Source organism: Calothrix sp. PCC 6303 (assembly GCF_000317435.1).
GTDB lineage: Bacteria > Cyanobacteriota > Cyanobacteriia > Cyanobacteriales > Nostocaceae > PCC-6303.
Genome location: NC_019751.1, coordinates 3,813,810 through 3,835,637 on the forward strand (window position 1 = coordinate 3,813,810; position 21,828 = coordinate 3,835,637).

At 37.8% G+C, this 21,828-nt stretch carries 20 protein-coding genes; 12 read left to right on the forward strand and 8 right to left on the reverse strand.

Annotated elements, in window-relative coordinates:
* Positions 1–359 precede the first annotated feature (359 nt).
* Complete coding sequence (locus CAL6303_RS15710; RefSeq protein WP_015198797.1) at positions 360–989, forward strand: DedA family protein; 630 nt, start codon at positions 360–362, stop codon at positions 987–989.
* A 117-nt stretch (positions 990–1,106) separates the two neighbouring features.
* Complete coding sequence (locus CAL6303_RS15715; RefSeq protein ID WP_041739659.1) at positions 1,107–1,367, forward strand: MoaD/ThiS family protein; 261 nt, start codon at positions 1,107–1,109, stop codon at positions 1,365–1,367.
* A gap of 497 nt (positions 1,368–1,864) precedes the next feature.
* Here the strand turns inward: CAL6303_RS15715 and CAL6303_RS15720 are convergent, their stop codons facing one another.
* The gene (locus CAL6303_RS15720) at positions 1,865–3,064 is read right to left on the reverse strand and encodes a phosphoglycerate kinase (protein WP_015198799.1); all 1,200 of its coding nucleotides are present in this window, start codon (positions 3,062–3,064) and stop codon (positions 1,865–1,867) included.
* Between the two features lie 88 nt (positions 3,065–3,152).
* On the opposite strand from CAL6303_RS15720, the gene CAL6303_RS15725 reads away from it, so the two are divergent.
* Together CAL6303_RS15725 and CAL6303_RS15730 are read left to right on the forward strand one after the other, a co-directional pair.
* Positions 3,153–3,551: a universal stress protein gene (locus tag CAL6303_RS15725; RefSeq protein ID WP_015198800.1), complete on the forward strand. Its 399-nt coding sequence runs from the start codon at positions 3,153–3,155 to the stop codon at positions 3,549–3,551.
* Between the two features lie 174 nt (positions 3,552–3,725).
* A complete protein-coding gene (locus tag CAL6303_RS15730; RefSeq protein ID WP_015198801.1) occupies positions 3,726–5,189 on the forward strand; it encodes an alpha-amylase in 1,464 nt (487 codons plus the stop codon).
* A gap of 96 nt (positions 5,190–5,285) precedes the next feature.
* Here the strand turns inward: CAL6303_RS15730 and CAL6303_RS15735 are convergent, their stop codons facing one another.
* Entirely contained in the window at positions 5,286–6,059 is a 774-nt protein-coding gene (locus CAL6303_RS15735) for a glutathione S-transferase family protein (RefSeq protein ID WP_015198802.1), read from the reverse strand.
* A 909-nt stretch (positions 6,060–6,968) separates the two neighbouring features.
* Here CAL6303_RS15735 and CAL6303_RS15740 point away from each other — a divergent pair.
* Positions 6,969–7,697 carry a DUF4079 domain-containing protein gene (locus CAL6303_RS15740; protein ID WP_015198803.1) on the forward strand — a complete coding sequence of 243 codons (729 nt, stop codon included), beginning with the start codon at positions 6,969–6,971 and terminating at the stop codon, positions 7,695–7,697.
* Positions 7,694–9,136, forward strand: a complete 1,443-nt coding sequence (locus CAL6303_RS15745; RefSeq protein ID WP_015198804.1) for an ATP-binding protein — start codon at positions 7,694–7,696, stop codon at positions 9,134–9,136. The genes CAL6303_RS15740 and CAL6303_RS15745 overlap by 4 nt, the downstream gene beginning before the upstream one ends.
* A gap of 26 nt (positions 9,137–9,162) precedes the next feature.
* Here the strand turns inward: CAL6303_RS15745 and CAL6303_RS15750 are convergent, their stop codons facing one another.
* Both CAL6303_RS15750 and CAL6303_RS15755 read right to left on the reverse strand, forming a co-directional pair.
* On the reverse strand, positions 9,163–10,410 hold the full coding sequence (locus tag CAL6303_RS15750) for a GAF domain-containing sensor histidine kinase (protein WP_015198805.1): 1,248 nt from the start codon (positions 10,408–10,410) through the stop codon (positions 9,163–9,165).
* 306 nt (positions 10,411–10,716) lie between these two features.
* Positions 10,717–11,394 (reverse strand): response regulator transcription factor, encoded by a 678-nt coding sequence (locus CAL6303_RS15755; RefSeq protein ID WP_015198806.1) that lies wholly within the window; start codon positions 11,392–11,394, stop codon positions 10,717–10,719.
* 131 nt (positions 11,395–11,525) lie between these two features.
* Here CAL6303_RS15755 and CAL6303_RS15760 point away from each other — a divergent pair, with 131 nt between their 5' ends.
* Positions 11,526–12,581: a DMT family transporter gene (locus tag CAL6303_RS15760; RefSeq protein WP_015198807.1), complete on the forward strand. Its 1,056-nt coding sequence runs from the start codon at positions 11,526–11,528 to the stop codon at positions 12,579–12,581.
* A gap of 330 nt (positions 12,582–12,911) precedes the next feature.
* On the opposite strand, the gene CAL6303_RS15765 is transcribed toward CAL6303_RS15760, so the two are convergent.
* Together CAL6303_RS15765 and tnpB are read right to left on the reverse strand one after the other, a co-directional pair.
* Positions 12,912–14,213, reverse strand: coding sequence for an ABC transporter ATP-binding protein (locus tag CAL6303_RS15765; protein WP_015198808.1), 1,302 nt, complete (start codon positions 14,211–14,213; stop codon positions 12,912–12,914).
* 54 nt (positions 14,214–14,267) lie between these two features.
* Positions 14,268–15,479 (reverse strand): IS200/IS605 family element RNA-guided endonuclease TnpB, encoded by a 1,212-nt coding sequence (gene tnpB / locus CAL6303_RS15770; protein WP_015198809.1) that lies wholly within the window; start codon positions 15,477–15,479, stop codon positions 14,268–14,270.
* A 579-nt stretch (positions 15,480–16,058) separates the two neighbouring features.
* Here tnpB and CAL6303_RS15775 point away from each other — a divergent pair.
* Positions 16,059–16,688 carry a single-stranded DNA-binding protein gene (locus CAL6303_RS15775; RefSeq protein WP_015198810.1) on the forward strand — a complete coding sequence of 210 codons (630 nt, stop codon included), beginning with the start codon at positions 16,059–16,061 and terminating at the stop codon, positions 16,686–16,688.
* Between the two features lie 197 nt (positions 16,689–16,885).
* Here the strand turns inward: CAL6303_RS15775 and CAL6303_RS15780 are convergent, their stop codons facing one another.
* Positions 16,886–17,272: a tautomerase family protein gene (locus CAL6303_RS15780; protein WP_015198811.1), complete on the reverse strand. Its 387-nt coding sequence runs from the start codon at positions 17,270–17,272 to the stop codon at positions 16,886–16,888.
* A gap of 298 nt (positions 17,273–17,570) precedes the next feature.
* On the opposite strand from CAL6303_RS15780, the gene CAL6303_RS15785 reads away from it, so the two are divergent.
* From CAL6303_RS15785 to CAL6303_RS15795, 3 genes are all read left to right on the forward strand, one after another.
* Positions 17,571–18,065: a GNAT family N-acetyltransferase gene (locus CAL6303_RS15785; RefSeq protein WP_015198812.1), complete on the forward strand. Its 495-nt coding sequence runs from the start codon at positions 17,571–17,573 to the stop codon at positions 18,063–18,065.
* A gap of 252 nt (positions 18,066–18,317) precedes the next feature.
* Positions 18,318–18,557 carry a DUF6737 family protein gene (locus CAL6303_RS15790; protein WP_015198813.1) on the forward strand — a complete coding sequence of 80 codons (240 nt, stop codon included), beginning with the start codon at positions 18,318–18,320 and terminating at the stop codon, positions 18,555–18,557.
* Positions 18,558–18,622: 65 nt separating this feature from the next.
* Positions 18,623–19,555: a diacylglycerol/lipid kinase family protein gene (locus CAL6303_RS15795; RefSeq protein WP_015198814.1), complete on the forward strand. Its 933-nt coding sequence runs from the start codon at positions 18,623–18,625 to the stop codon at positions 19,553–19,555.
* Between the two features lie 70 nt (positions 19,556–19,625).
* On the opposite strand, the gene CAL6303_RS28575 is transcribed toward CAL6303_RS15795, so the two are convergent.
* Complete coding sequence (locus tag CAL6303_RS28575; protein ID WP_015198815.1) at positions 19,626–20,057, reverse strand: hypothetical protein; 432 nt, start codon at positions 20,055–20,057, stop codon at positions 19,626–19,628.
* 1,073 nt (positions 20,058–21,130) lie between these two features.
* Here CAL6303_RS28575 and CAL6303_RS15805 point away from each other — a divergent pair.
* Positions 21,131–21,766, forward strand: coding sequence for an esterase/lipase family protein (locus tag CAL6303_RS15805; RefSeq protein ID WP_015198816.1), 636 nt, complete (start codon positions 21,131–21,133; stop codon positions 21,764–21,766).
* The last annotated feature ends 62 nt before the right edge of the window (positions 21,767–21,828 follow it).

Here is a 21,828-nt window from a genome sequence, read left to right on the forward strand (position 1 = left end):
AATACTGATCTTTATCTCTGGATATTCACAAGTTTAAAGCTTATTCAGATAATATAATACAAGTGATTTTAGATACTTATGTATTTAATTAATAATTAAGTATAGATGAACACTATTTATTTAAGAATTCTTTGTATCGGAGTCGCCTTTTCATTTGAGCAGCAAAATCAGATTTCATCTAGGTTAAAACATATATAATTATATACACTTAAACCAGTAATACCACTTAAGAGTAAAGGCTAAATTTGGAGCCATCACTTAACTAGTATTCAAAAATACCAAATTCTCAGATTGACACCTTATCTGAAAAACAGTCAAGATATAGTAAACGTAAAAAAATGTAAAGGTGGCGGTGTTGGATGTCTTGGGAGTTTGTTTCACTGGAAAACATCCAAGAAGTTGCTCATCAGTATGGATACTGGGCAATTTTTGTCGGGATTTTGTTAGAAAACCTAGGTATCCCAATTCCTGGTGAAACTGTCACCCTTGTGGGTGGTTTTTTGGCAGGTAGTAGGGAACTAAATTACTGGTTAGTTTTGAGTGATGCGATCGCAGGAGCGGTAATAGGGGGAATTTGCGGTTACTGGATTGGTAGAATTGGCGGTTGGGCTTTATTACTTAAGCTTGGCAGTTTGTTGCGAATATCAGAAGTGAGAATTTTAGCGATTAAAGAAAAGTTTAGTGATAATGCGGGTAAAACCGTATTTTTCGGGCGATTTTTTGCTTTATTGCGAATTCTAGCATCACCACTGGCGGGAATTTCGGGAATGTCGTTTCCGAAGTTTTTTTTATACAACTTACTGGGAGCAATTGCTTGGGGTAGTGCCATGGTGACATTAGCATTCTTTGCTGGTAGAGTTATTTCCCTAGAGCAATTGGTAGCTTGGGTTAGTCAGTTTGCAATCGTGGCGTTATTAATTGTTGTAGCAGTTGTGGGTGCGACATTTTGGTGGGAATCCCGTCACAAGGAAGTGGGTACCGGGGAATAATTGTCCCCAGAGAATTTGGAGGGTTAGCAATGCTACCCCTCTCCAAATTTAGATTTATCGAGTTATATCTATCAAGTCAGAGGAAGCTGACTTTTGCGACAATATTTTTCAAAAGTTATGTTCAAAGCTGATATTACTATCTCTATCAAACTGTTTGCGGCTTATCAAGAGGCTTATGGGGTTCCAGAAATCAAACTGCAATTTCCCGAAAATACGCCAGTTCAAGGAGTATGCGATCGCTTGATTGCCGAACACCCTGAATTATCGAAATGGCGTGATGTCACCCGCTATGGTGTGAATTTAGCGTTTGTCGAACCTAACACACCCCTGAATGATGGGGATGAGGTGGTGTTAATTCCTCCTGTTAGCGGAGGATAAAGCCTACGTAGAGAGGTTGTGGTGGAACCTCTAAGATAGGTTAGAAATTTAACGAAATTTGCGGAATTCCCCATGCTTCTACAAGCTGGGGATGGATAGCAACGTGCGCTCTATCCAGCGCACAATCTGGTATAATTGTATCGGTCGATGACCCACCTGACTGACTAAGAGGCCACCCTTTGGGTATAAAGTATGTACTCGGCAGAGTTCAGGGAATCTGAAAACCTAGCTGGTTGGCTATTGCCGTAAATCCAAGGCGAGTAGGACTAAAAAGTTATAACCTTGCGGAAGGCGAGGTTCTGCCTGTGGACGCGGTGTAAGACCAAAAGCTAGATGGCTAGTGGAGGCAATTGCGAATGAGACGGGAAACTCCGTAGACGAATAAGACCGTCCTTGTGCTAGTTGAAATTGGAAGCCCCATTTTCAGCCGAAGGCAAGATGGGGTACTTCACTTTCTTGAGAGACGCGATATATCGCGTCTCTCAAAATTTAGTTAATTACGCTTCATTCAAAGCTGCAATACCTGGAAGCACTTTACCTTCGAGTAATTCCAAGCTAGCACCACCACCAGTAGAAATATGGCTCATTTGGTCAGCTAAACCCACTTTCTCAACGGCAGCAACAGAGTCACCACCACCAATAATTGTGATTGCACCATTTTTGCCAATATCAGCTAGGGTATGAGCTACAGCTTCGGTACCAGCAGCGAATTTATCGAATTCAAATACACCCATCGGACCATTCCAAATCACCGACTTACAATCAGCTAGTGCTTCTTGGAAAACCTTGATGGAATCAGGACCAATATCCAACCCCATCCAACCATCGGGAATATTCTCGATACTTACAGTTTGGGAATTAGCATCAGGGGCAAATTTATCAGCAACAACCACATCAGTAGGTAACAAGAAAGTTACGCCTTTTTCCTTCGCTTTCGCTTCTAACGAGCGTGCCAACTCAATCTTGTCATCTTCCACCAAGGAGCTACCAACACTCAATCCACGGGCTTTGTAGAAGGTGAAAATCATCCCTCCACCGATGATGAGTTTGTCACATTTTTCTAACAAAGTTTCGATCACACCGATTTTGCTAGATACTTTGGAACCCCCAATGATAGCTACCAAGGGTCGCTGTGGATTAGCGATCGCATTTTCCAAATATTGCAATTCTTTCTCGATCAAGTATCCTGCCACCGAAGGGCTAAGATACTTGGTAACGCCTTCTGTAGAAGCATGAGCGCGGTGTGCAGTCCCAAAGGCATCATTGACATACAAATCAGCATTTGCCGCTAATTTTTGGGCAAACTCAGGATCGTTTTTCTCCTCTTCTTTGTAGAAGCGGACATTTTCTAACAACAACACCTGCCCATTTTCCATTGCTGCGACTTTTGCAGCAACCTCATCACCAATACAATCATCACATTTGATTACATCCTGTCCCAACAACTCAGAGAGTCGCTTGGCAACAGGTGTCAAACGTAAATCATCACTCACACCCTTGGGACGACCAAAGTGACTAGCTAAAATCACCTTCGCACCCTTACTGGTTAAATCTTGGATGGTAGGTAGCGCTGCTCGAATCCGAGTATCATCTGTAATTGCACCTTTTTCGACGGGTACATTGAAATCTACCCGCACAAATGCTCTTTTCCCAGTTAACTCAGATGCAGATAAACTTGCTAAAGTTTTTTTAGACACAGCACGAACCTCCCGATTACTTTTTTGTTATGTTTTGTAATTAGTTCCATCCAGATTGTACCTAGTCAAGGGTACACAGGTGAATTAGATGTTTAAAACAGTTTTATTTCCCATAGATCAAAGTCGTGAAACCAGAGAAGCTGCCGAAATGGTGATTCGGGTTGTGGAAACCCACAAAAGCCGTCTCATCCTACTTTCTGTAGTGGAAGAAGCAGGGGAAGCAACTAGTCCCATGCAATCTGTCGAAGCAGTAGCCAAGTTGTTGGCAAATGCTCAAAGTCTATTTGAGCAGCAGGGTATCAAATCCGAAACCGTTGAGCGTGAAGGTAAACCCGCTTTTACAATTTGTGATGTTGCCGATGAAATGGGAGCAGATTTAATTGTCATGGGTTGCCGAGGATTGGGTTTAACAGAGGAGGGAGCAACTGATAGTGTCACCACGCGAGTGATTAACCTTTCTCCTTGTCCAGTTTTAGTTGTTCCTTAAAATCACCTGATTTTATTTTATTTGGTAAATACTCCCAGCCCTAAATTGGCTGGGATTTTTGAACATAAGACATAATTTACCGAAACTGGCTTAACTTCGTTTCTCTTGAGTGATAATCTTGACACGACAAGCTGAAGTAAGATTTGTAACTCTAGTGAAGGTGAATCATAAATTATGCCTAAAGTCAATGGTACAATCATGCAATACTTCCATTGGTACATACCTAATGATGGGAACCTATGGAATGAACTTAAATATAGAACTAGAGACTTAGCAGGAAAAGGATTTACCGCCATGTGGCTACCTCCAGCTTATAAAGGTGCAGCAGGTGGCAATGATGTCGGTTACGGTGTTTACGATTTATATGATCTGGGTGAATTCGACCAAAAAGGCTCGATTCGCACTAAGTACGGAACTCATCAAGAATACCTAGATGCCATTAAAACCCTTCGCCAAGTTGGAATCCAAACCTATGCAGATGCTGTATTAAACCACAGGATGGGTGGAGATTCCCCAGAAATAATGAAAGCAACTCCCTTTTCCCAAAATGATAGAGTTAATCCTAAAGGTGGTTTACAAGAGATTAAAAGCTATACCTACTTTAACTTTCCTGGAAGACAGGGAAAATATTCTCAATTTGAATGGCATTATTGGCACTTTGATGGTGTAGATTACAACAAATATAAAGAAGGTGACAATAGTACTGTTTATTTAATCGAAGGGAAAAAGTTTGATGACTTTGTAGATATGGAAAAAGGCAATTTTGCCTATTTGATGGGATGTGATTTAGACTTTCAAGATCAATGGGTTCAAACTGAAATTACTAATTGGGGTAAATGGTATCTCGATACAACAGGTGTCGATGGATTCCGCTTAGATGCAATTAAGCATATTTCTTCCTGGTTCTTTCCCAAATGGATAGATGAATTAGAAAAATATGCTGGTAAAGAACTATTTATTGTTGGTGAATATTGGACTCCTGATATTAATACATTGCATTGGTATATAGATGCAATTGCCGGGAAAATGTCAGTCTTTGATGTGCCATTACACTACAACTTTAGTCGCGCAAGTAAGTTGGGTGGAAACTACGATATGCGACAGATTTTAGATGGTACATTAATGCAGCAAAAACCTAGTCATGCAGTTACATTTGTTGAAAACCATGACTCCCAACCATTACAAGCTTTAGAATCGGTGGTTGAGCCTTGGTTTAAACCTTTAGCATATGCAATTATTTTGTTGCGTCAACAAGGCTATCCTTGCGTGTTTTATGCTGATTACTATGGCGCTGAATATCATGATAAAGGTTATCATATTTACCTACCATCACATAGTTGGTTGATAGACAAGTTTTTATCTGTTCGGCAGGAATATGTTTATGGTCATCAATATGATTATTTTGACCACTTTAATACCATTGGTTGGACATGCTTAGGTGATGAAGAACATCCAAAAGCAATGGCTGTAATTATGAGTGATGGTGCAGCAGGTAGTAAATGGATGGAAGTTGGCAAAATCAAAGCCAAATTTATAGATATTACTGAACATATTCAAGAGCCAATTTACACCAATGAAGTTGGTTGGGCAGAGTTTTATTGTAATGGTGGTTCAGTTTCAGTTTGGGTTGAATCATAAATTGATAACCATTGATAGCCGTAGAGACATTCCAGTGGAATGTCTCTATTTTTTATTAATTAATTAATTAATTAATTGATTGATTTAATGAATTTCCTATTTACCGCCGACAAATCTCTCATTTTTGTAAAGACGTAAAGCAAACTTACCTGCTGTTGTTTCCTGCATTTGCTTGATCTCCAACAACATTTTTGCCGGTAGATTTTGTTTTTCATGAATAGATTTTGGATATTCTGCTGCTTGAATCATTGGTGCAGAAAGTGAAGCAAACGTCAAATCCGCAATCGAAAATTTATCCCCCACTAAATACTGACGACCATCTGATAAAATTTGAGCTACTTTCTCAAAAATTTCCTGTATTTGTATATAGCTTTCCTGTGCAGAATCGGCATTAATATCAAAGTTTTTGATTAGTGCTGGGCGCAAAATTGGCAATAATACAGGAAAAAATAATGCTTCCCATTTAGGAATACTATTACACCAAGCATCTCTAATTAACTTGTTATCACCGATAATGTGAGAATAAGCCCAACGACGTGCTGCTGTTCCCAGTTTTTGGTCAAATAATTCTTCTAATTCTTCAGCTTGTTTTCTCAAGTTTGGCTCTTCAGGAATTATTTTCTCATTTTTAGAGGCGATGGAATCCAAATATTTTAAAATATCTGTTGAATCTAAAAATGCAGCCTTTTCTGTCACTAAAACTGGTGTTGATTGACCTCCTGCACGCTTAGTTGCAAAGGCATGAAATAGAGGTATATGACCTTCTTCAACGTAGGATAGTTTAAGCCTTGTTAAAGCCCATCTTGCTTTCTCACAATAATGACTAACAGGGATAGTAATTAGACGGAAAGGCTCAGTTTGATTAATCATAATTGTAAGTATTTTTAACTTTTATCAAGAGTAGGGGGTTTAATACCCCGATACCTATGTGTCATCAGTTTTGAGATGGGTATACCCTGCGGAAAGTAAGCTACAGACCCCATCTTTCTTCTTCCTTCTTAAATATGTATGGTATGTAAGTCCCCTTAAATTTCTGAAATCGTTTGCTTAGAAAAGGAACAACTAAGAAGGAAGAAAAGGGTACTAAGTTTTTTCAGAAATCAAATAAGATTCCTATATTCTGGACGAAATCAAAATAGATAAGTTTTAGTTTTTTACCTTTTTCTGCTTCATGTCGGATTTTTCAGACTCATCGGTCTGAATTTAACATATAAACAAGAATTTACGCAACTCACATGAACAATACTCTAGAGATAGATAAGCTGTGAAGCACCTAATTTGTATATATAAAGCGGGCAAGACTTCGGCGTGAGCGCTCAGTCCTTACCTCCGGTACACTTCGTTCCGACAGGCTCAGGAACCATCGAACGCTGCCCGCACCACAAGGTTATAGTTTTTTAATTTATAGGATTTAGCTGCGTAGCCGCTTACCTAAAAGACTGTCTATTAATAGAGCAATTCATGATTCTTTGTCGGGTGTGTAAGACACATAATTTTACTCATTTTGAGCGAAAATCCAAATAGGTTGTGAGGCAACAATTAATTGCTACCCTACAGTAAATTATCAGTTGCTCAAACCCTCAAATTATTATATGGCAGTAGTACATACTACTTAGTATTTGTTTGATAAACACGCTCTAAGTAAAATGAGAATCAGATGAGAAAAGGCTAAGAAAATATATCAAAATATTTCAATAAATTCTTAGTTATAAATAATTTTAATCCCAGAAAATCCATATATTATTTTGATTGAAGTTAAATAACCTACAAGATTTTCTTATGGAACTTACGGATTTTATTGCTTTGATTCATCCTGCGATCGCAGTCTTGTTTGTCTTCCCATTAATTGGGATGGTAGTCAACTTTGCATTGTCTACCCGTCAGCGTCGTTTACAAAATAAAGCTGGAGTTAAAAGTAAAATTAGTCCATCTGTTGGTACAGAACACAGAAAATTAGGAAATTGCCTCACAAGTGCAGTTGTGGGATTAACATTATTGGGATTAGCTTATCCAATTGGTAAAAATATTATCAAAAACAAAGTAATAAATGAAGCACCTTTTCAAGTCATTTTTATCTGCTTAATATTTATCGCTACTATCATATCTTTAGGATTACTTTATCGAGCAAATACTACCAATAATAAAATATGGCGAGGTTTATTTGCCAGTTTAACAGGTGCTGGTTTAGTAATTCTTGGTTTCCAAGATGGAGTTTTCCGTCGTGATAACCAGTGGTATTGGTCACATTACTACATTGGGATGACAGCAGCAATGTTAATGATTTTTTCTTTAGCCATTGTTCCTGATATTTATAAAGATAAGACAAGTCGTTGGCGCATTATTCACACCATTTTGAACTGTATTGCTTTATTATTATTTATAGGGCAAGGAATGACAGGAACACGAGATTTATTAGAAATCCCCTTGAGTTGGCAAGAGCCTTATGTTTATAAATGCGACTTTGTAAATAAAACTTGTTTTACACCTCAACCAAATTTATTAAAGTGAATCGATTAAGCAGAATTTTTCCTAAAGTTGACCCTTTTTCTTTACAGACACGCTTAACAATCGGTGTTGCCACATTTTCTGCTTTAGGATTAGCAAGTCTGGCTAGTTGGACTAGTTGGAAAATGCAAGAAATTTTAATCGATAGTCACAAAGAAAATATCAAACAGATTGCCTTACGTTTGCCGCGAGACATAGAAATCTATAATGATATGCTACCGGTAGAAATTGCATTACAAAAAGCAATTGATAATAGAAGTGATAGCAATATATTATTATGGGTAAAAAGTGTAGATGCTAAAATTATAGCTAAATCTACTAACTTTAATCTGGTATCTCCTTCCCATGTTACTGAATTAACTTCTTTGAGTAAAATGCCTATTACGGCAGAAGTTAACTTGATTAACGGTCGTTACTTTATTTTGTATGGTGAAGAATTAAAGCTAAAAGGAAGATATTTAGGAAAACTCTCTATCGTCAAAGATATTACCAACGATCAAACTATGTTTATCGCAATGGTAAAAAGTTTAACTGTTGCCAGCATTTTGGTAATTATTATAATTTCGCTCATAATAGCAATTTATATCCAGCGTTCTCTGCAACCTTTACGACACATCAGTCAAATGACGGCAGCAATTAAACCAGAAAACTTAGCTGAAACGAAAGTAGACTTAAGTAATGCACCTAGCGAAGTCAAAGATCTAGCTAAAACTGTTAATATGATGCTATCCCGGTTATCCCAAGCTTGGGAGAAAGAAAGACAATTTACCAGTAATATTTCCCATGAATTACGTACTCCATTAACTATTATTTATGGATATTTACAAAGTATGTTGAGAAGAAAGCAAAATCTGACAGAAATTCAATTAGAAGTTCTAGAAACGGCTGCATCTGAGACAGAAAATACTATCCATATATTAGAAGAATTATTAGATTTAGCTCGTGCAGATAGCGGTTACTTACGATTTAATCTAGGAACCTATAGAATAAATGATCTAGTTAATGAAGCAGTAGAAATGGCAGTCAAAAATAGTTCTAGACAAATTGAAATAGAGGTGGAATCTGATCCAATTATGGTGAAAGTAGATCATCAGTATTTTATACAGGTTTTGCTGAACTTAATTGACAATGGGGTAAAGTACTCAGATCCTGATACAAAAATCACCATAAAATTAAAAAGATCGGAAAATAAAGGCATAATTCAAGTATGCGATCGCGGTCATGGAATAACCCTACAACACCAATCTCGAATTTTTGACAGATTTTACCGTATCGATGAAGCACGTACCCGTTCTGCGGGTAGTACTGGTTTAGGTTTATCGATTGTGAAGACCCTTGTAGAAGGGATGGGTGGTAATGTGACAGTAAGCTCTCAAGTCGGTGAAGGAAGTGTTTTCACAGTCAGTTTACCCCGTCTGCCAGATAATACAAGTGATAATTAGTTATTTACAAAAATAAATTGAATTTTTCAACCTCCCAATTTTGGTAATTTTATAGTCACAATTGTTCCTTCATTCATATTAGACTTGATTGTCAATTCTCCGTGATGCGCCTCAACAATACGTTTCACTATAGCTAATCCCAATCCAGTACCGGAAGGTTTTGTTGAGAAAAACGGTTGAGTAAGGGAAGATAAAATATCTCTAGAAATTGGTTCACCAAAGTTATGCACACTAATTTCAACTTGATTAGTATCTAAGATATTTTTTAAAGATAAACTAACTATATCTCCAATATTTACCGCCTCACAAGCATTACGAACAACATTAATTAGTATTTGTTTAATTTTATCCCCATCTGCCAATATACCCATAGCATTTTGAGTAGATATAAGCTTAATCAATCTTCCTTCTGCTTCCGGCATATTTTCCAGAGATTTCATATTATCAGCAATAAATTCATGAAGATTAATCGGTGATAATTGTAAGTTTTGTGGTTTTGCATAAAGTAATATTTCCTGTAGTAATCTTTCTAACCTAGCACCCTCATCTAATGCTAGAGATAGTCGTATTTTTGCCGTTTCTGTCAAATCTTGTTTATTAAAATAGTTCAATCCCATTTTCATCGTTGTTAGGGGATTACGAATTTCATGAACAATACCAGTGGCAAACTCACCAATTGCCGCAAGACGTTCTTGCTCAATCAGTTTTGTTTGAACTACTTTTAATTCTTCTGTTCTTCGTATAACTTCAGCTTCTAATATTTCATTAAATTGGCGTTGCTGTTGATAAAGATAATAGTTATCGATTGCAGTTGCAGCACGTTCTGCAAATAATTCAACAATTTCAACTTCCTGCTGACAAAAATTACGTGGTTCTTTATGAAATGAACAAATCGTTCCGATTACTTTATTTTGAGAAGTACGCAAAGGTACTCCTAAATATGCTTGATATCCTTCTGGAGCTTGACCATATTGTTGACAGATTTTGGTGTTTTCAACTATTAAACTGCAACCAGTTTCGATTACAGTTCCTGATAATTCACCATGTACAGAATAACTTTCTATTTCTTGATCTAAATTGATACTACTGGCTAATACTTTGGCAAATCCTTGCTGACAAATAGTGACAATAGACCAGTCAATCCCAATTAATTCATTAACACCAAAGGTTATTTCTTGTAAATATCCGCTTAATTCACCAGTTCTATGACTCAGTGACGACAAAACTTCTAATGTCCGCATTTTTTGCTGCCAATAGAAGTCATTAATAATCATAAAATATCCTAAAGTGAGGTAGTAACTTTCTATAGAATTAACAGTAGTTTCTGATTTGTCAACTACTTCTATCAATGCTTAATATTATTTGATATTTTGAGGACTCGATGAAAGTCATAGTAAATCAAGGCAGTAATGAGTAGGCAGTAGGCAGTGGGAAAAATCCTATTATTAGCTTTTCAGGATTAAATAGTAGTCTATTTATTTCCACCGACATGTACTAGAAATAAATTAAGCAATTGCGATGGATGCTAATTCAGAATTAGTCACTAATTTGGGTCTATAATTAACCTAAGCTTAGTCAACTTAATTTTCACGTAAAGCATAGCCAACACCCCTGACTGTTTGAATTAAGCGTTTTTCACCATTTTCTTCTAATTTTAGACGTACATAGCGGATATAAACTTCTATAATATTTGAATCACCCACAAAATCATAACCCCAGACTTTTTCTAAAATCTGTTCTCGGCTAAATACCTGACGAGGATAACTCATCAAATAATCAAGTAAATCAAACTCTTTCGCTGTCAAATCGATTGCACGTTCACCGCGAAACACTTCACGAGTACGACGATTTAATTTTAAATCTTCAAACTGTAATATATCAGAATTATCCTCTTGAACGCGACGTAAATGGGCACGAATTCGAGCTAAAAGTTCTTCAATACTAAAAGGTTTAACAACATAATCATCCGCACCAGCATCCAAACCTGCAACTCTATCACTAACTTCGTCTTTTGCTGTTAGAAGAATTATGGGAATTTTGCTTCCGGTTGCCCGTAGACGACGACATAATTCTACTCCTGTTAACCCAGGAAGCATCCAGTCTAAAATTGCTAAATCTGGTGGGGACTCTCGTGCTAAAGTCATACCCGTAATTCCATCATTAGCGACTCTGACCTCATAACCTTCGCTAGTTAATTCTAGTTCGATAAATCGAGCCAATTTAACTTCATCTTCTACTAGAAGAATATATGCTGCCATAATAAGCTTTCAAAAAGAAGGTAAACTGAAAATATCAGGCTAGTTACTCCATAATCTATATTTTTAATAGGATCGTTGCACTAATTATTGGATAATTTACATAAGTTATTAATATCAACAATCTATCATCAATGTTTCCACTAAATTTTCAATTTTTACGCAAAATACCGGGACAATTTTATCTGTGGTTTGCAGTTATTATATTTGGTGCTGCCAATGCGGTGACGCGTAAACTAACAGAGATTGGGAATCAAAATTTTACAAATGGTCATAATCCAGTTTCACTATGCAATGTTTTATTTGTGGGCAATCTTTGTGCCTTGATGGTGTTGCTAGTTGTTTATCGCAAGGAGTGTAGGGTCGATAAATTCCGAGAAATTTCTCATCAGCAATGGCTAAATTTGAGTTTGGTGGCAATTATGGCTGGTGCTATTGGTCCAGGTTTAATTTTTCAATCTCTGGGTTTAACTACTGTTAATAATGTTATTCTGATTGGTCGTTTAGAGCCTCCCTTAACTTTAGCTTTATCCATCTGGATATTGCATGAGCGAGTTCATATTTGGGAAATTATTGGAGGAATTATTTCATTTATTGGTGTTGTTCTTACCATTATTTTGCCGTCTAATTATCAAAGTATGGGTGAAGTTAATAATTATTTTGCTTTTGGAACTGGAGAAATTTTAGCAGCAGTTGCGGCTGTAGTTTTAGCTATTTCTACTATTATTAATAAAAGAAAATTATCACATATATCTTTGGGTATTTATAGTATTTTCCGTACTGCATTGGGGACAGTGGTCTTTTTCCTTGTTGCTTTAATTATCTATGGTCATGACCATTTTATGGATGTATTTTCACCTTTTTTGTGGAAGTGGATGTTAATTTACGGTTCAGTAATTGTAGTGGCTGGACAATCATTTTGGATTACTGGTTTAAGGGCAACAACCGTATCTCAAGCTCTATTAATTGGTTCTTTTACTCCTGTAGTGGGAATTATAGCTGCCTATTTTGTTTTGGGAGAAAGCCCAACTTTTGGACAATATATTGGTGGTGGGGTAATTTTAGGAGGAATTTTCGTAAGTCAAGTGGGAATTTGGCGAAAAATGTCTTTGAAAGCTCTAAATTCAAGTGTTGATTCAACTCAAAAATTAGGGCAAATAGAAAGTAAAACTGGATTCAAAGGAATGTAAGTAGTAGTAAAAAAATATTTATACATTGCGAAAAAGCCAAAACTTTGGGATTGCTACTCTTCGTAGCTTGCTTCTCCGCAGGAGTGAAGCCACTTCGTGTCTACCTTGCGTCGCAATGACAATATATATTTAATTTTGCCTAATACCAATTCAAATAATGATTGCAACACATCAAACAGTAGAGACGTAGCAGTGCTACGTCTCTACAAATATCTATCTGTCGCATTGTTTTTTCAAATTGGTATAACTACTTAAAATTAATATTAAAAGCAATAAAAACACATAGAATTAGCTTAATATTTTATATCTGAATCTGTGTGGAAACTGTACCTATTTTTCAAATGGTAGCATTATGGGAATCTTTGGGTATATTGCTAACTCTGTTTCCGCATCAAAAAAATAAAGTTTGTCGGGTGTTAGTGATAGCCAAATTTCTTCACCCATTCGATAATGACGTTCAGGTGGTACCCGAATTTGGATGGTGTCGCTACCTAAAGGATGTGTTTGACGACCAGGTAAAATCAAACTGACAGATAAATAAGTATCATTCCCCAAGTTTTCAACAAGTTCGATTTTGACGGGGAAATTTTTAGTTGCTGGCAAACTGACTGTAAAATGTTCGGGACGAATGCCCAAAATTAGGGTACGTCCATCATATTTTTGCAATGTGTTACCCCAAATTTCTGGTATAGTCATGCGAAAATCGCCGCTGGTGATGATGTGGGGTGCATGAAACTCCACAGGAATTAAATTCATGGCTGGGGAACCGATAAATTGGGCAACAAACAAGTTTGTGGGATGGTTATAAAGTTCGAGGGGTGGTGCAACTTGTTGGAGTTGTCCTTGGTTTAAAATGGCAATGCGATCGCCCATTGTCATCGCTTCAGTTTGGTCGTGGGTAACGTAGATAGTTGTGGTTCCTAACTGACGTTGCAATTTGACGATTTGAGCGCGGGTTTCGGTGCGTAACTTCGCATCCAAGTTAGATAAAGGTTCATCCATTAAGAATACTTGGGGATTGCGCGCGATCGCTCTTCCTAACGCAACCCTTTGACGTTGACCACCTGATAATTGCTTTGGTAGCCGATTTAACAGTGCTTCCATTTGCAACAATTGGGCTACATTCTTTACCCTCTCACGAATATTCCGCTCGTCTGCGGATATATAACGTAGTCCTTTCGGTAACTTTTTAGTTAATCCTGTCAGTGTATTTTGGGTGAAACGATTTAGGGGAGAATTTTCTGGTTTTGGCTCTTGTAAATCTCTTCTTCGCAAACCAAAAGCGATGTTATCATACACCGTCATGTGGGGATAGAGGGCGTAATTTTGAAACACCATGGCAATATCCCGTTGTTTTGGAGGCAGTTCATTAATTAAGCGATCGCCTATCCAAATATTACCGCCTGTAATCGTCTCCAACCCAGCAATTAATCTCAACAGGGTACTTTTTCCACAACCTGATGGTCCCACCAACACCATAAACTCACCATCTGCTACTGTCAGGTTAATTCGTCTCAAAATGCTTACACCTTCTGCTTGCGTAGCATCTCCCTGATTTGTCGATTTTGCCACACCTTCCCCTGAACGATGGGGAAAACTTTTGTAAATATTTTCTAAAACAACTTTCGCCACGAGTACCTAAGCTATCTATAGTATTTTTACTATTGAACCTCGCATGACTAAAAGTCACGCGATTCCTGCTTCATCGAACTGCGCCGGAATTACTTCAGGACTTACAAGTTCTCCACAGGCGTTTTTTATAACCTCCGGCGTACCGACGGCGGTTAATAATCTCAAACCCTCACTTAATATATTAAGTGCTGCGTTTTTATCCCTTAAGTTGTAACTATTGCAACTAGGACAAGACCATTCACGTAACTTTAAATCTTTAACTAATGGGTTGATCAAGCCGCAGCAGTTACAAGTCTGAGATGAGGGGTAAAATGTACCAACTTTTTGCACAATCCTGTCATGCCACAAAGCTTTATATTCCAACATGGTAACAAATTTAGACCAACTAGCATCTGAAATACTCAATGCTAGTTTGTGATTCTTTACCATGTTAACGACTCGTAAATCTTCAATACAGATAATACTGTTTTCCTTGATTAGACGAGTTGACAACTTGTGCAGAAAGTCATCTCTCAAATTGGTAATCCGTTCGTAGATTCGAGCCAGCTTGATTTTCGCTTTGACTCTATTGCTACTACCTTTTGTACTACGGGATAACTTTTTATTTGCTTTGCGTAACTTCTTTAATTGAAGTCGATAATATTTAGGATTTTCTATAACTTCACCTTCGCTAGTAACCAGATAAGATTTAATCCCCAAGTCTAAACCAATATTTTGGGTGACATGAGGATATTTTTCTATCTCAGTTTCACAGAGGATACTAGCAATATATTTACCAGAAGAAGTCCGAGTAACGGTAACGTTGACAAGCTTTCCAGTAATATCTTGTGATTTATAAAACTTTATCCATCCTAATTTGGGGAGTTTTAAACGATTCTCTATAATTTGAATGTTTCCATTGGTAAGATTCGTCTTGTAAGATTGCTTGCAACCGTACTTCTTTTTGAATTTGGGGAAGCCTACACCTTTCTTCTTTTTAGACTTCTTCAAGTCAGTGAAAAAGTTTTTGTACGCTGCCTCTAAATTTTTGAGCGAGTTTTGCAGAGCAAATTTATCTACTTCCTTTAACCATTCAATCTCTTTCTTGAGAAGAGTTAACTCTTGGCTACAAGTATTGTAGTTTAAGGTTTTCTGCTCAGTCGCATATAACTCTTTCCTTAATGCCAGAAAACGGTTGTACACAAATCTAGCACAACCTATCGTCTTGTTAATTAAGACTTCTTGGTTGTGGCTAGGAATAAGTGCAATTTTAAACGCTTTCTGCATTTTGATTTTAAATGATTCCTTACAATAATTTTATCAGAATATGCAATCATTTAAATATAGAAATATGGAGAGCCTAACTCATGACTTGAAGTCACGAGTGTGCGGCTTGCAGAAATCAAAACTAATCAAATCCACTTATCAAACTGATCCGATATTTAAAGCTAGAGTTTAGATTCGGGGATACTTGATATACAAATCAGCCATAATATACAGCTTAGTTTAACTTTCAGCACCCAATCCCCCATATTTGATATATTTGGGTCAAGCTAAAAATATGCTTGTATGGCTACTGTTCTAGATAATTTATCATCTAAATGTTATACAATTGTACTACTGTAGTTTCATAATTATTTTTAGCGAGAAAAATTTGCCGGAAAATTGATTTTTAGGCAATTGTCAATTAGTTTTTGCTGAGAAATACAGCAGATTTTAACTTGGTGAGGTGCAAAAATACCCCACCTGTAGTACCCCGCATCCCCTAACAAGGGGAAGGTTGGGGAGGAGTCTACCATTTGTAAAATGTGTAGTTCTGCTGCTACTGCTATACATACTAATCAACTAAGAAAACTTTGAGGATTAATGAACAGTTGTGTTTTAATGGCGGAAATCACTAATCAACCCCAATTACGTCACACCCCTGACGGATTGGAGTTAGCAGAGATGATGATCCAGTTTTCCGGAACACGTCCAGATGACCCACCAGCAATGATGCGGGCAATTGGTTGGGGTAATATGGCAAAGGAAATTCATGCTAATTATCATCAAGGCGATCGCGTACTCTTAGAAGGGCGCTTAAATATGAATACCATAGATCGTCCGGAAGGCTTTAAGGAAAAGCGGGCAGAATTAACTGTGCAACGTATTCACTCTTTGGGAAATATAGGCATCCCATCAGATGTACAGCCTACATATACTAGCAGTCCGGCACCCGTGATGGAACAACCACCTGCGGCAGCTGCGACGAATACGCGGAAAACTCCCCCACCAAACCGCACACCTGCTGCAACTCCCAGCTATGAAGCACCACCAGCAGCACCTGCAAGGACAAATGTTACTGCAAAGCCTCAGTATAATGAACCAGATCCGGATGATATTCCATTTATGCGCTCTCTTGATTCGATAACCGTAAAAGCAGGGTTACTTGACATTTATGAAATTGCCACCCAATGTCCCCAAGTAGGGATCAGTCATAAATTCAAGTTTATTTAACTTTAATTTTAATTTGTCTGGTAGGGTGCGTTACGCGATCGCGTAACGCACCATTCATCAGAATTTGGAATGTAATAAATAAAACAAACTATGTAACGAACTGTAAATTTGACTCAAAGCCTTCTTACAAACCCTAACAGTAAACACAGCCACGCCAAATCTTTGCGCTTACCCCAACTGCCTACTGCCTTATCAAATCAGACATCTACCTTGTAACTCAATTGGTGTTCATCTCCAGGTAAACCCCGGAAACCCCAATTGTGCTTAGGAGTTTCAAAAATTGTAATTTCCAAATCCTGTGCAGAAATACCCAATGGCTGAACCCGCTCAAACAACAACCGAATTAGCTGTTTTTTCGCTGCAACACTACGTCCTTCAAACATACTCAATTCAATGATTGTATACCGTTCCGTGCGGTCTGGCGGGTAAAAAAAGTCGGAACGCTCAAGGGGAAAAAACCTTTGGTTACGTTTTTCTGGGGGATATTGTAGAGCATCAGTCATGCAGGAATTAATGATATCCGAAAGTTCTTGCTTAATCGGATCAAGGAATTCCCTCAAACCATAAATTTTTAGCTGCGGCATTGATATCACTCTGGAAATACAATCCAGAGTATATTATGTCCGAAACATCTTAATGACGCGTAACCATCATTTTTAACTACGTTTGGGGGTTTAATTCCCCTGCAACTATCAACCAGCGTGTTACTTCGACTACCCTTAGTAACCATCAGGGTCAAATCCCCGTTACAAAACATACTCATTACTCATTACTTATTACTCATTACTTGTTTTTTAAGTCACTCTCCGAAGTCTTACCTTGACGAATATCCCTTGAATGTGGACTAATGTCTATACACTAATAATCGTGGAGGATTAACCCATGGCTTCCGATGGTGATGTCACCTTGCGTCTTGCTCAACCTGATGACTGTGATGCACTTTTTTATTTAATTCAAGCCTTGGCAGAATACGAAAATTTATCTGATGCAGTAAGTGGTAGTTCTCAACTTCTGAAAGAACATCTTTTTGGTTCACCCAAGTATGCTGAAGCGATCATTGCAGAATTAAATCATCAAGTTGTGGGTTTTGCTCTATTTTTCCACAATTATTCAACTTTTCTGACAAAACCGGGAATTTATCTCGAAGATATCTTTGTATTACCAGAATATCGTCGCCAAGGTGTTGGCAAAGCTTTATTAAGTAGGGTAGCTCAGGTAGCCCTAGAACGTGATTGTGGAAGGATAGAGTGGAGTGTCCTCGATTGGAATGAACCTGCCCAAAATTTTTATCGGTTGATGGGTGCAGCTATTTTGGATGACTGGAGAATTTGCCGGGTTAAGGGAGAAGGAATCGCCCAACTTGCAATTAAATCCTAGGATTTGTGAATTTAAAATGTAGAGCAGTTAACGGGGGATGCGAAGTCCCCCGTTATGGGTTAAAGAAACTTAAAAATAGAAATACAAATTTTAGACATGCTCTTAAAAGCATTCAGACAGCCAAAACCAGAGCGTCAATGGTGCATTAATAGTTCGTTGTAGAGCTTGTATTTTTATATTGTGTCTCCCTTTTTATTTTTCGCCCTATTGGGCGAGCAATAATCTAGAATAAGTAAAAATTAAAGCAAAATAATGTCAGAATCTCAATCTCCCAGCGTTTGGCAGTATAAACCTTGGTGGTGTCAACCTTGGTCTATTCTTCTCACAGGTATCACGTTGATTGGTGGTAGCTGGTTAGTATTTCAGATTATTTGGCTAACCATTATTGTTGCTATCCCCATCCTCACTTGGATGATATTTTTCCTGATTATTTATCCCAAATTAGCAATTAATAGTGAGATGCCAAATATCATAGAGCAACAAAAACACTAAACCACATCTACTAAATACAGATTTTTCTAAAACCATATTCTTAACCCCTAGGAAGTTCGTTGTTCATGGTTAACATGCTTCCATTCAAGCCACAGGTACTAATTCTTTTCAATCCTTTTGCAGGGCAGGCTTATAATCTGAAGCGATCGCTAGAAGGTGCCGCTGAGGTTTGGCGTAGTCGTGGTTGGGAAGTAGAACTTCGTCCCACCAAGGCTGCTGGTGATGCCACAATTCAAGCGCGAGAAGCAGCAATGAAAGGCTATGATGTGGTTGTAGCCGCTGGTGGCGATGGAACAGTTAATGAAGTGATGAATGGCTTAGTGGGTACAAATACTGCCTTAGCTGTGTTACCCATCGGAACAGTGAACATTTGGGCAAGGGAATTAGGCTTATCCATGGAACCTAAACGTGCAGCCACAAGTTTGCTGGATGCACACCTAGAAAAAATTGATGTTGGTAAAGCTGGAAATCGGTATTTTTTATTAATGGCAGGAATCGGTTTTGATGCTGCTGTCACAGCAATCATTAATCCCCAAGAAAAAAAACAACTGGGGGTACTAGCCTATGTCAAACAAGCCATACAACTAGCATGGAACTTTCCGGGGATTACTTCCCATATTCGCGTTGATGGTAAACGGATACGGGGACGTATATTAATGTTAGTAATTGGTAATAGTCAGCTTTATGGGGGTGTAGTTAAGTTAACAGCACATGCCATTATTAATGATGGCTTACTGGATGTCTGCGTTATTAAAGGACGCAGTATGTTAATAGCGCCCTTGAGACTACTATCTATTTTTACACGCCGTTATAACCTCGATCCCAAAGTGGAATATTACCGTGCCAAGAGAATCCAAATAAAGGGTAAAAAAGTTATGGCAGTACAAGTAGATGGGGATTATTTAGGTGTAACACCAATGAACTTTCAGGTAATTCCTGGTGGTTTGTGGGTACTGGTTCCCCCCAGTGCAGATCAAGCATTATGGAAAATTAAATAAAGAACTGGTTCGATCAAAATCCAGTTCTCTACTTAATAATAATAAACTTAGTAATAAACTACTGCGGCTTTTATTTCTGAGTAGGTGTTTTGGCTGTTTTCGCCATTTCCAAAAATGCATTCATATTTGCACCTGGACGACGACGTTCGCTATTACCTGAACTCAACAAATATTTAGTAGCAAAGTTCTTTTCCACAGGCAATTCTTTCTTTCTGGCGGCAATAGCAGCTTTTTCTGCCGCATCTGCTTCTTTTTGAGCTTTAGCTGATTTTGCAGCTTCAATTTTAGCGGATTTGGCAATTGATGCGGCTTCTTTTTTTGATGCGTTGAGTACAGATTTAGCAGCATCTTCAGCTACAGTAGGTGCTAATTCTGTTGTCTTCGGTGCAGCTGCTGATTCTGTTTTTTTTGGTTCAGTTGCTTTTACTTCTTCACCGTCTTTAAGTTCTAAGTAAAAACCATTGTCAGCTTTTTTCGCTAAATTTTTGATAAATCCCAGCATTGATTTCCCTCTCTAATAATGTAACATCATCACTACAACCACTACGGAAAACAGTTGCCGTTTTACCGCTATAACTTAACTATTTGCTCTCAAATAGTTGTACTTTTGCAGATATTTATAACCAAAGACTATAGAATGAATTTGGCTATAATAAACACAAATTTGTATTATTAAAAATTTAACAATATCGTTAGTTATTTCTCACTTAACTGATTAGGGAAATAAGCTTCAATCCTAAATTATTAAATGTTAAACCTCGTCCACGATGAAACCCGGAGTTTTTTGAGGGATTCAAATGCCTCAAACAGCGACGTAAGGTAGACCCATAAGCTTCTTAGCGTACTGACATAAGCCACTCCGTGTCTACCCGTCAGGGTAGCGGCTTGTCGCAGGTTAGCATAAGCCCATGGGGCTGGCGTAGCCTACTCAAAGTCTTGATGGAAAACTACAGTTCTCAAGATAGACGAGGTTTATCTCAACGATATTATTTGTTGCAGCATTAACCCCTAGTTGTACAGTTACCCGCATAAACATGTGTTAATACAAGAAATATACCAGAAATTTGTTCCCTAAATATATGTTAAACCTGATGAAATTATCTATGATTTTAGTTGAACAAAAGTTAAACTTTCGTCACTTTTTTTTACATAACTTAATCAGCTTATAACTTAAGCAACTGGCGCATTTTCTTGCAGGGTGTGTGATGCTTAGAGGATTGCGAACCTAGCAGTCAAGCTTTTGGTGTCACCCACCAAGTAATGATTATAAGTGAGTAAACCTGTTACAGGCTTCCTGAGTCTGACTAACTTGACGGAGAAAGAAATCTTCCCATAGCAAGCTTCTAACTACCTTTGCTGTTGATTGTGACACTTTCATAAGTTCTGTTTTAGAAGCTAGGACAGAGTTGTGACGTTTTCACTATAGATGTGACAGTTAGAGAGAATCCTCGGAAGTTGATCTTGGATGATAGGCTTACTATTTAACCTTTTTATTTTTTTAGAGCAATTATAAATTAGTGTCACATTCAATTTGCAGGCAAAGCCATAGTTCTGTTAATTTTTATCAAAATTTAGATGGGAGTGATTTCCTCAGTGGACAGTATAAAGCAGTCGCGCAATCCGATCTTATTGGTACATGGCATTGAAGATACTGGACTAGTGTTCTCAAAAATGGCAATGCACCTTAAAAAATCTGGTTGGGATGTATATGCCATAAACTTAGTACCAAATAATGGAGATGTTGGTTTAGATGAACTAGCGCAACAGATTGCTAATTATATTAAGGGAAACTTTCCCCAAGACCAGATGCTAGATATTGTGGGTTTTAGCATGGGGGGAATAGTCAGCCGTTACTATGTCCAGAGACTGGGAGGAATTAAGCGTGTGCAGAGGTTTATCACAATTTCTTCTCCCCACCACGGTACTATTGCGGCTTATGCTTCTAAGCGTCCTGGGTGCGTGCAGATGCGTCCTGATAGTTTATTTATCAAGGATTTGAATTCTGATGCTTGCATGTTGAAGGATATTAACTTTACTTCAATTTGGACACCTTATGATTTGATTATTCTTCCACCAAGTAGTTCTCAAATGCCTTTTGGAAATCAGGTAATTATCCCCTCAATACTGCACCCATGGATGTTGTCGGATATTAGAAGTTTAAAGGCTGTGGAAGAGGCGTTAGGTGAATCAGTTAGAAATATTACTATATAGAATAGTGAAGAGAGACGGGACATGTCTCGTCTCTAGATTAATTTTCAGGTTTTACGAAAATC

Coding starts and splice junctions, on each gene's coding strand:
- CAL6303_RS15710 (WP_015198797.1), top strand. CDS start 360: ATGTCTTGGGAGTTTGTTTCACTGGAAAACATCCAAGAAGTTGCTCAT.
- CAL6303_RS15715 (WP_041739659.1), top strand. CDS start 1,107: ATGTTCAAAGCTGATATTACTATCTCTATCAAACTGTTTGCGGCTTAT.
- CAL6303_RS15725 (WP_015198800.1), top strand. CDS start 3,153: ATGTTTAAAACAGTTTTATTTCCCATAGATCAAAGTCGTGAAACCAGA.
- CAL6303_RS15730 (WP_015198801.1), top strand. CDS start 3,726: ATGCCTAAAGTCAATGGTACAATCATGCAATACTTCCATTGGTACATA.
- CAL6303_RS15735 (WP_015198802.1), bottom strand. CDS start 6,059: ATGATTAATCAAACTGAGCCTTTCCGTCTAATTACTATCCCTGTTAGT.
- CAL6303_RS15740 (WP_015198803.1), top strand. CDS start 6,969: ATGGAACTTACGGATTTTATTGCTTTGATTCATCCTGCGATCGCAGTC.
- CAL6303_RS15750 (WP_015198805.1), bottom strand. CDS start 10,410: ATGATTATTAATGACTTCTATTGGCAGCAAAAAATGCGGACATTAGAA.
- CAL6303_RS15755 (WP_015198806.1), bottom strand. CDS start 11,394: ATGGCAGCATATATTCTTCTAGTAGAAGATGAAGTTAAATTGGCTCGA.
- CAL6303_RS15760 (WP_015198807.1), top strand. CDS start 11,526: ATGTTTCCACTAAATTTTCAATTTTTACGCAAAATACCGGGACAATTT.
- tnpB (WP_015198809.1), bottom strand. CDS start 15,479: ATGCAGAAAGCGTTTAAAATTGCACTTATTCCTAGCCACAACCAAGAA.
- CAL6303_RS15775 (WP_015198810.1), top strand. CDS start 16,059: ATGAACAGTTGTGTTTTAATGGCGGAAATCACTAATCAACCCCAATTA.
- CAL6303_RS15780 (WP_015198811.1), bottom strand. CDS start 17,272: ATGCCGCAGCTAAAAATTTATGGTTTGAGGGAATTCCTTGATCCGATT.
- CAL6303_RS15785 (WP_015198812.1), top strand. CDS start 17,571: ATGGCTTCCGATGGTGATGTCACCTTGCGTCTTGCTCAACCTGATGAC.
- CAL6303_RS15790 (WP_015198813.1), top strand. CDS start 18,318: ATGTCAGAATCTCAATCTCCCAGCGTTTGGCAGTATAAACCTTGGTGG.
- CAL6303_RS15795 (WP_015198814.1), top strand. CDS start 18,623: ATGGTTAACATGCTTCCATTCAAGCCACAGGTACTAATTCTTTTCAAT.
- CAL6303_RS28575 (WP_015198815.1), bottom strand. CDS start 20,057: ATGCTGGGATTTATCAAAAATTTAGCGAAAAAAGCTGACAATGGTTTT.
- CAL6303_RS15805 (WP_015198816.1), top strand. CDS start 21,131: ATGGGAGTGATTTCCTCAGTGGACAGTATAAAGCAGTCGCGCAATCCG.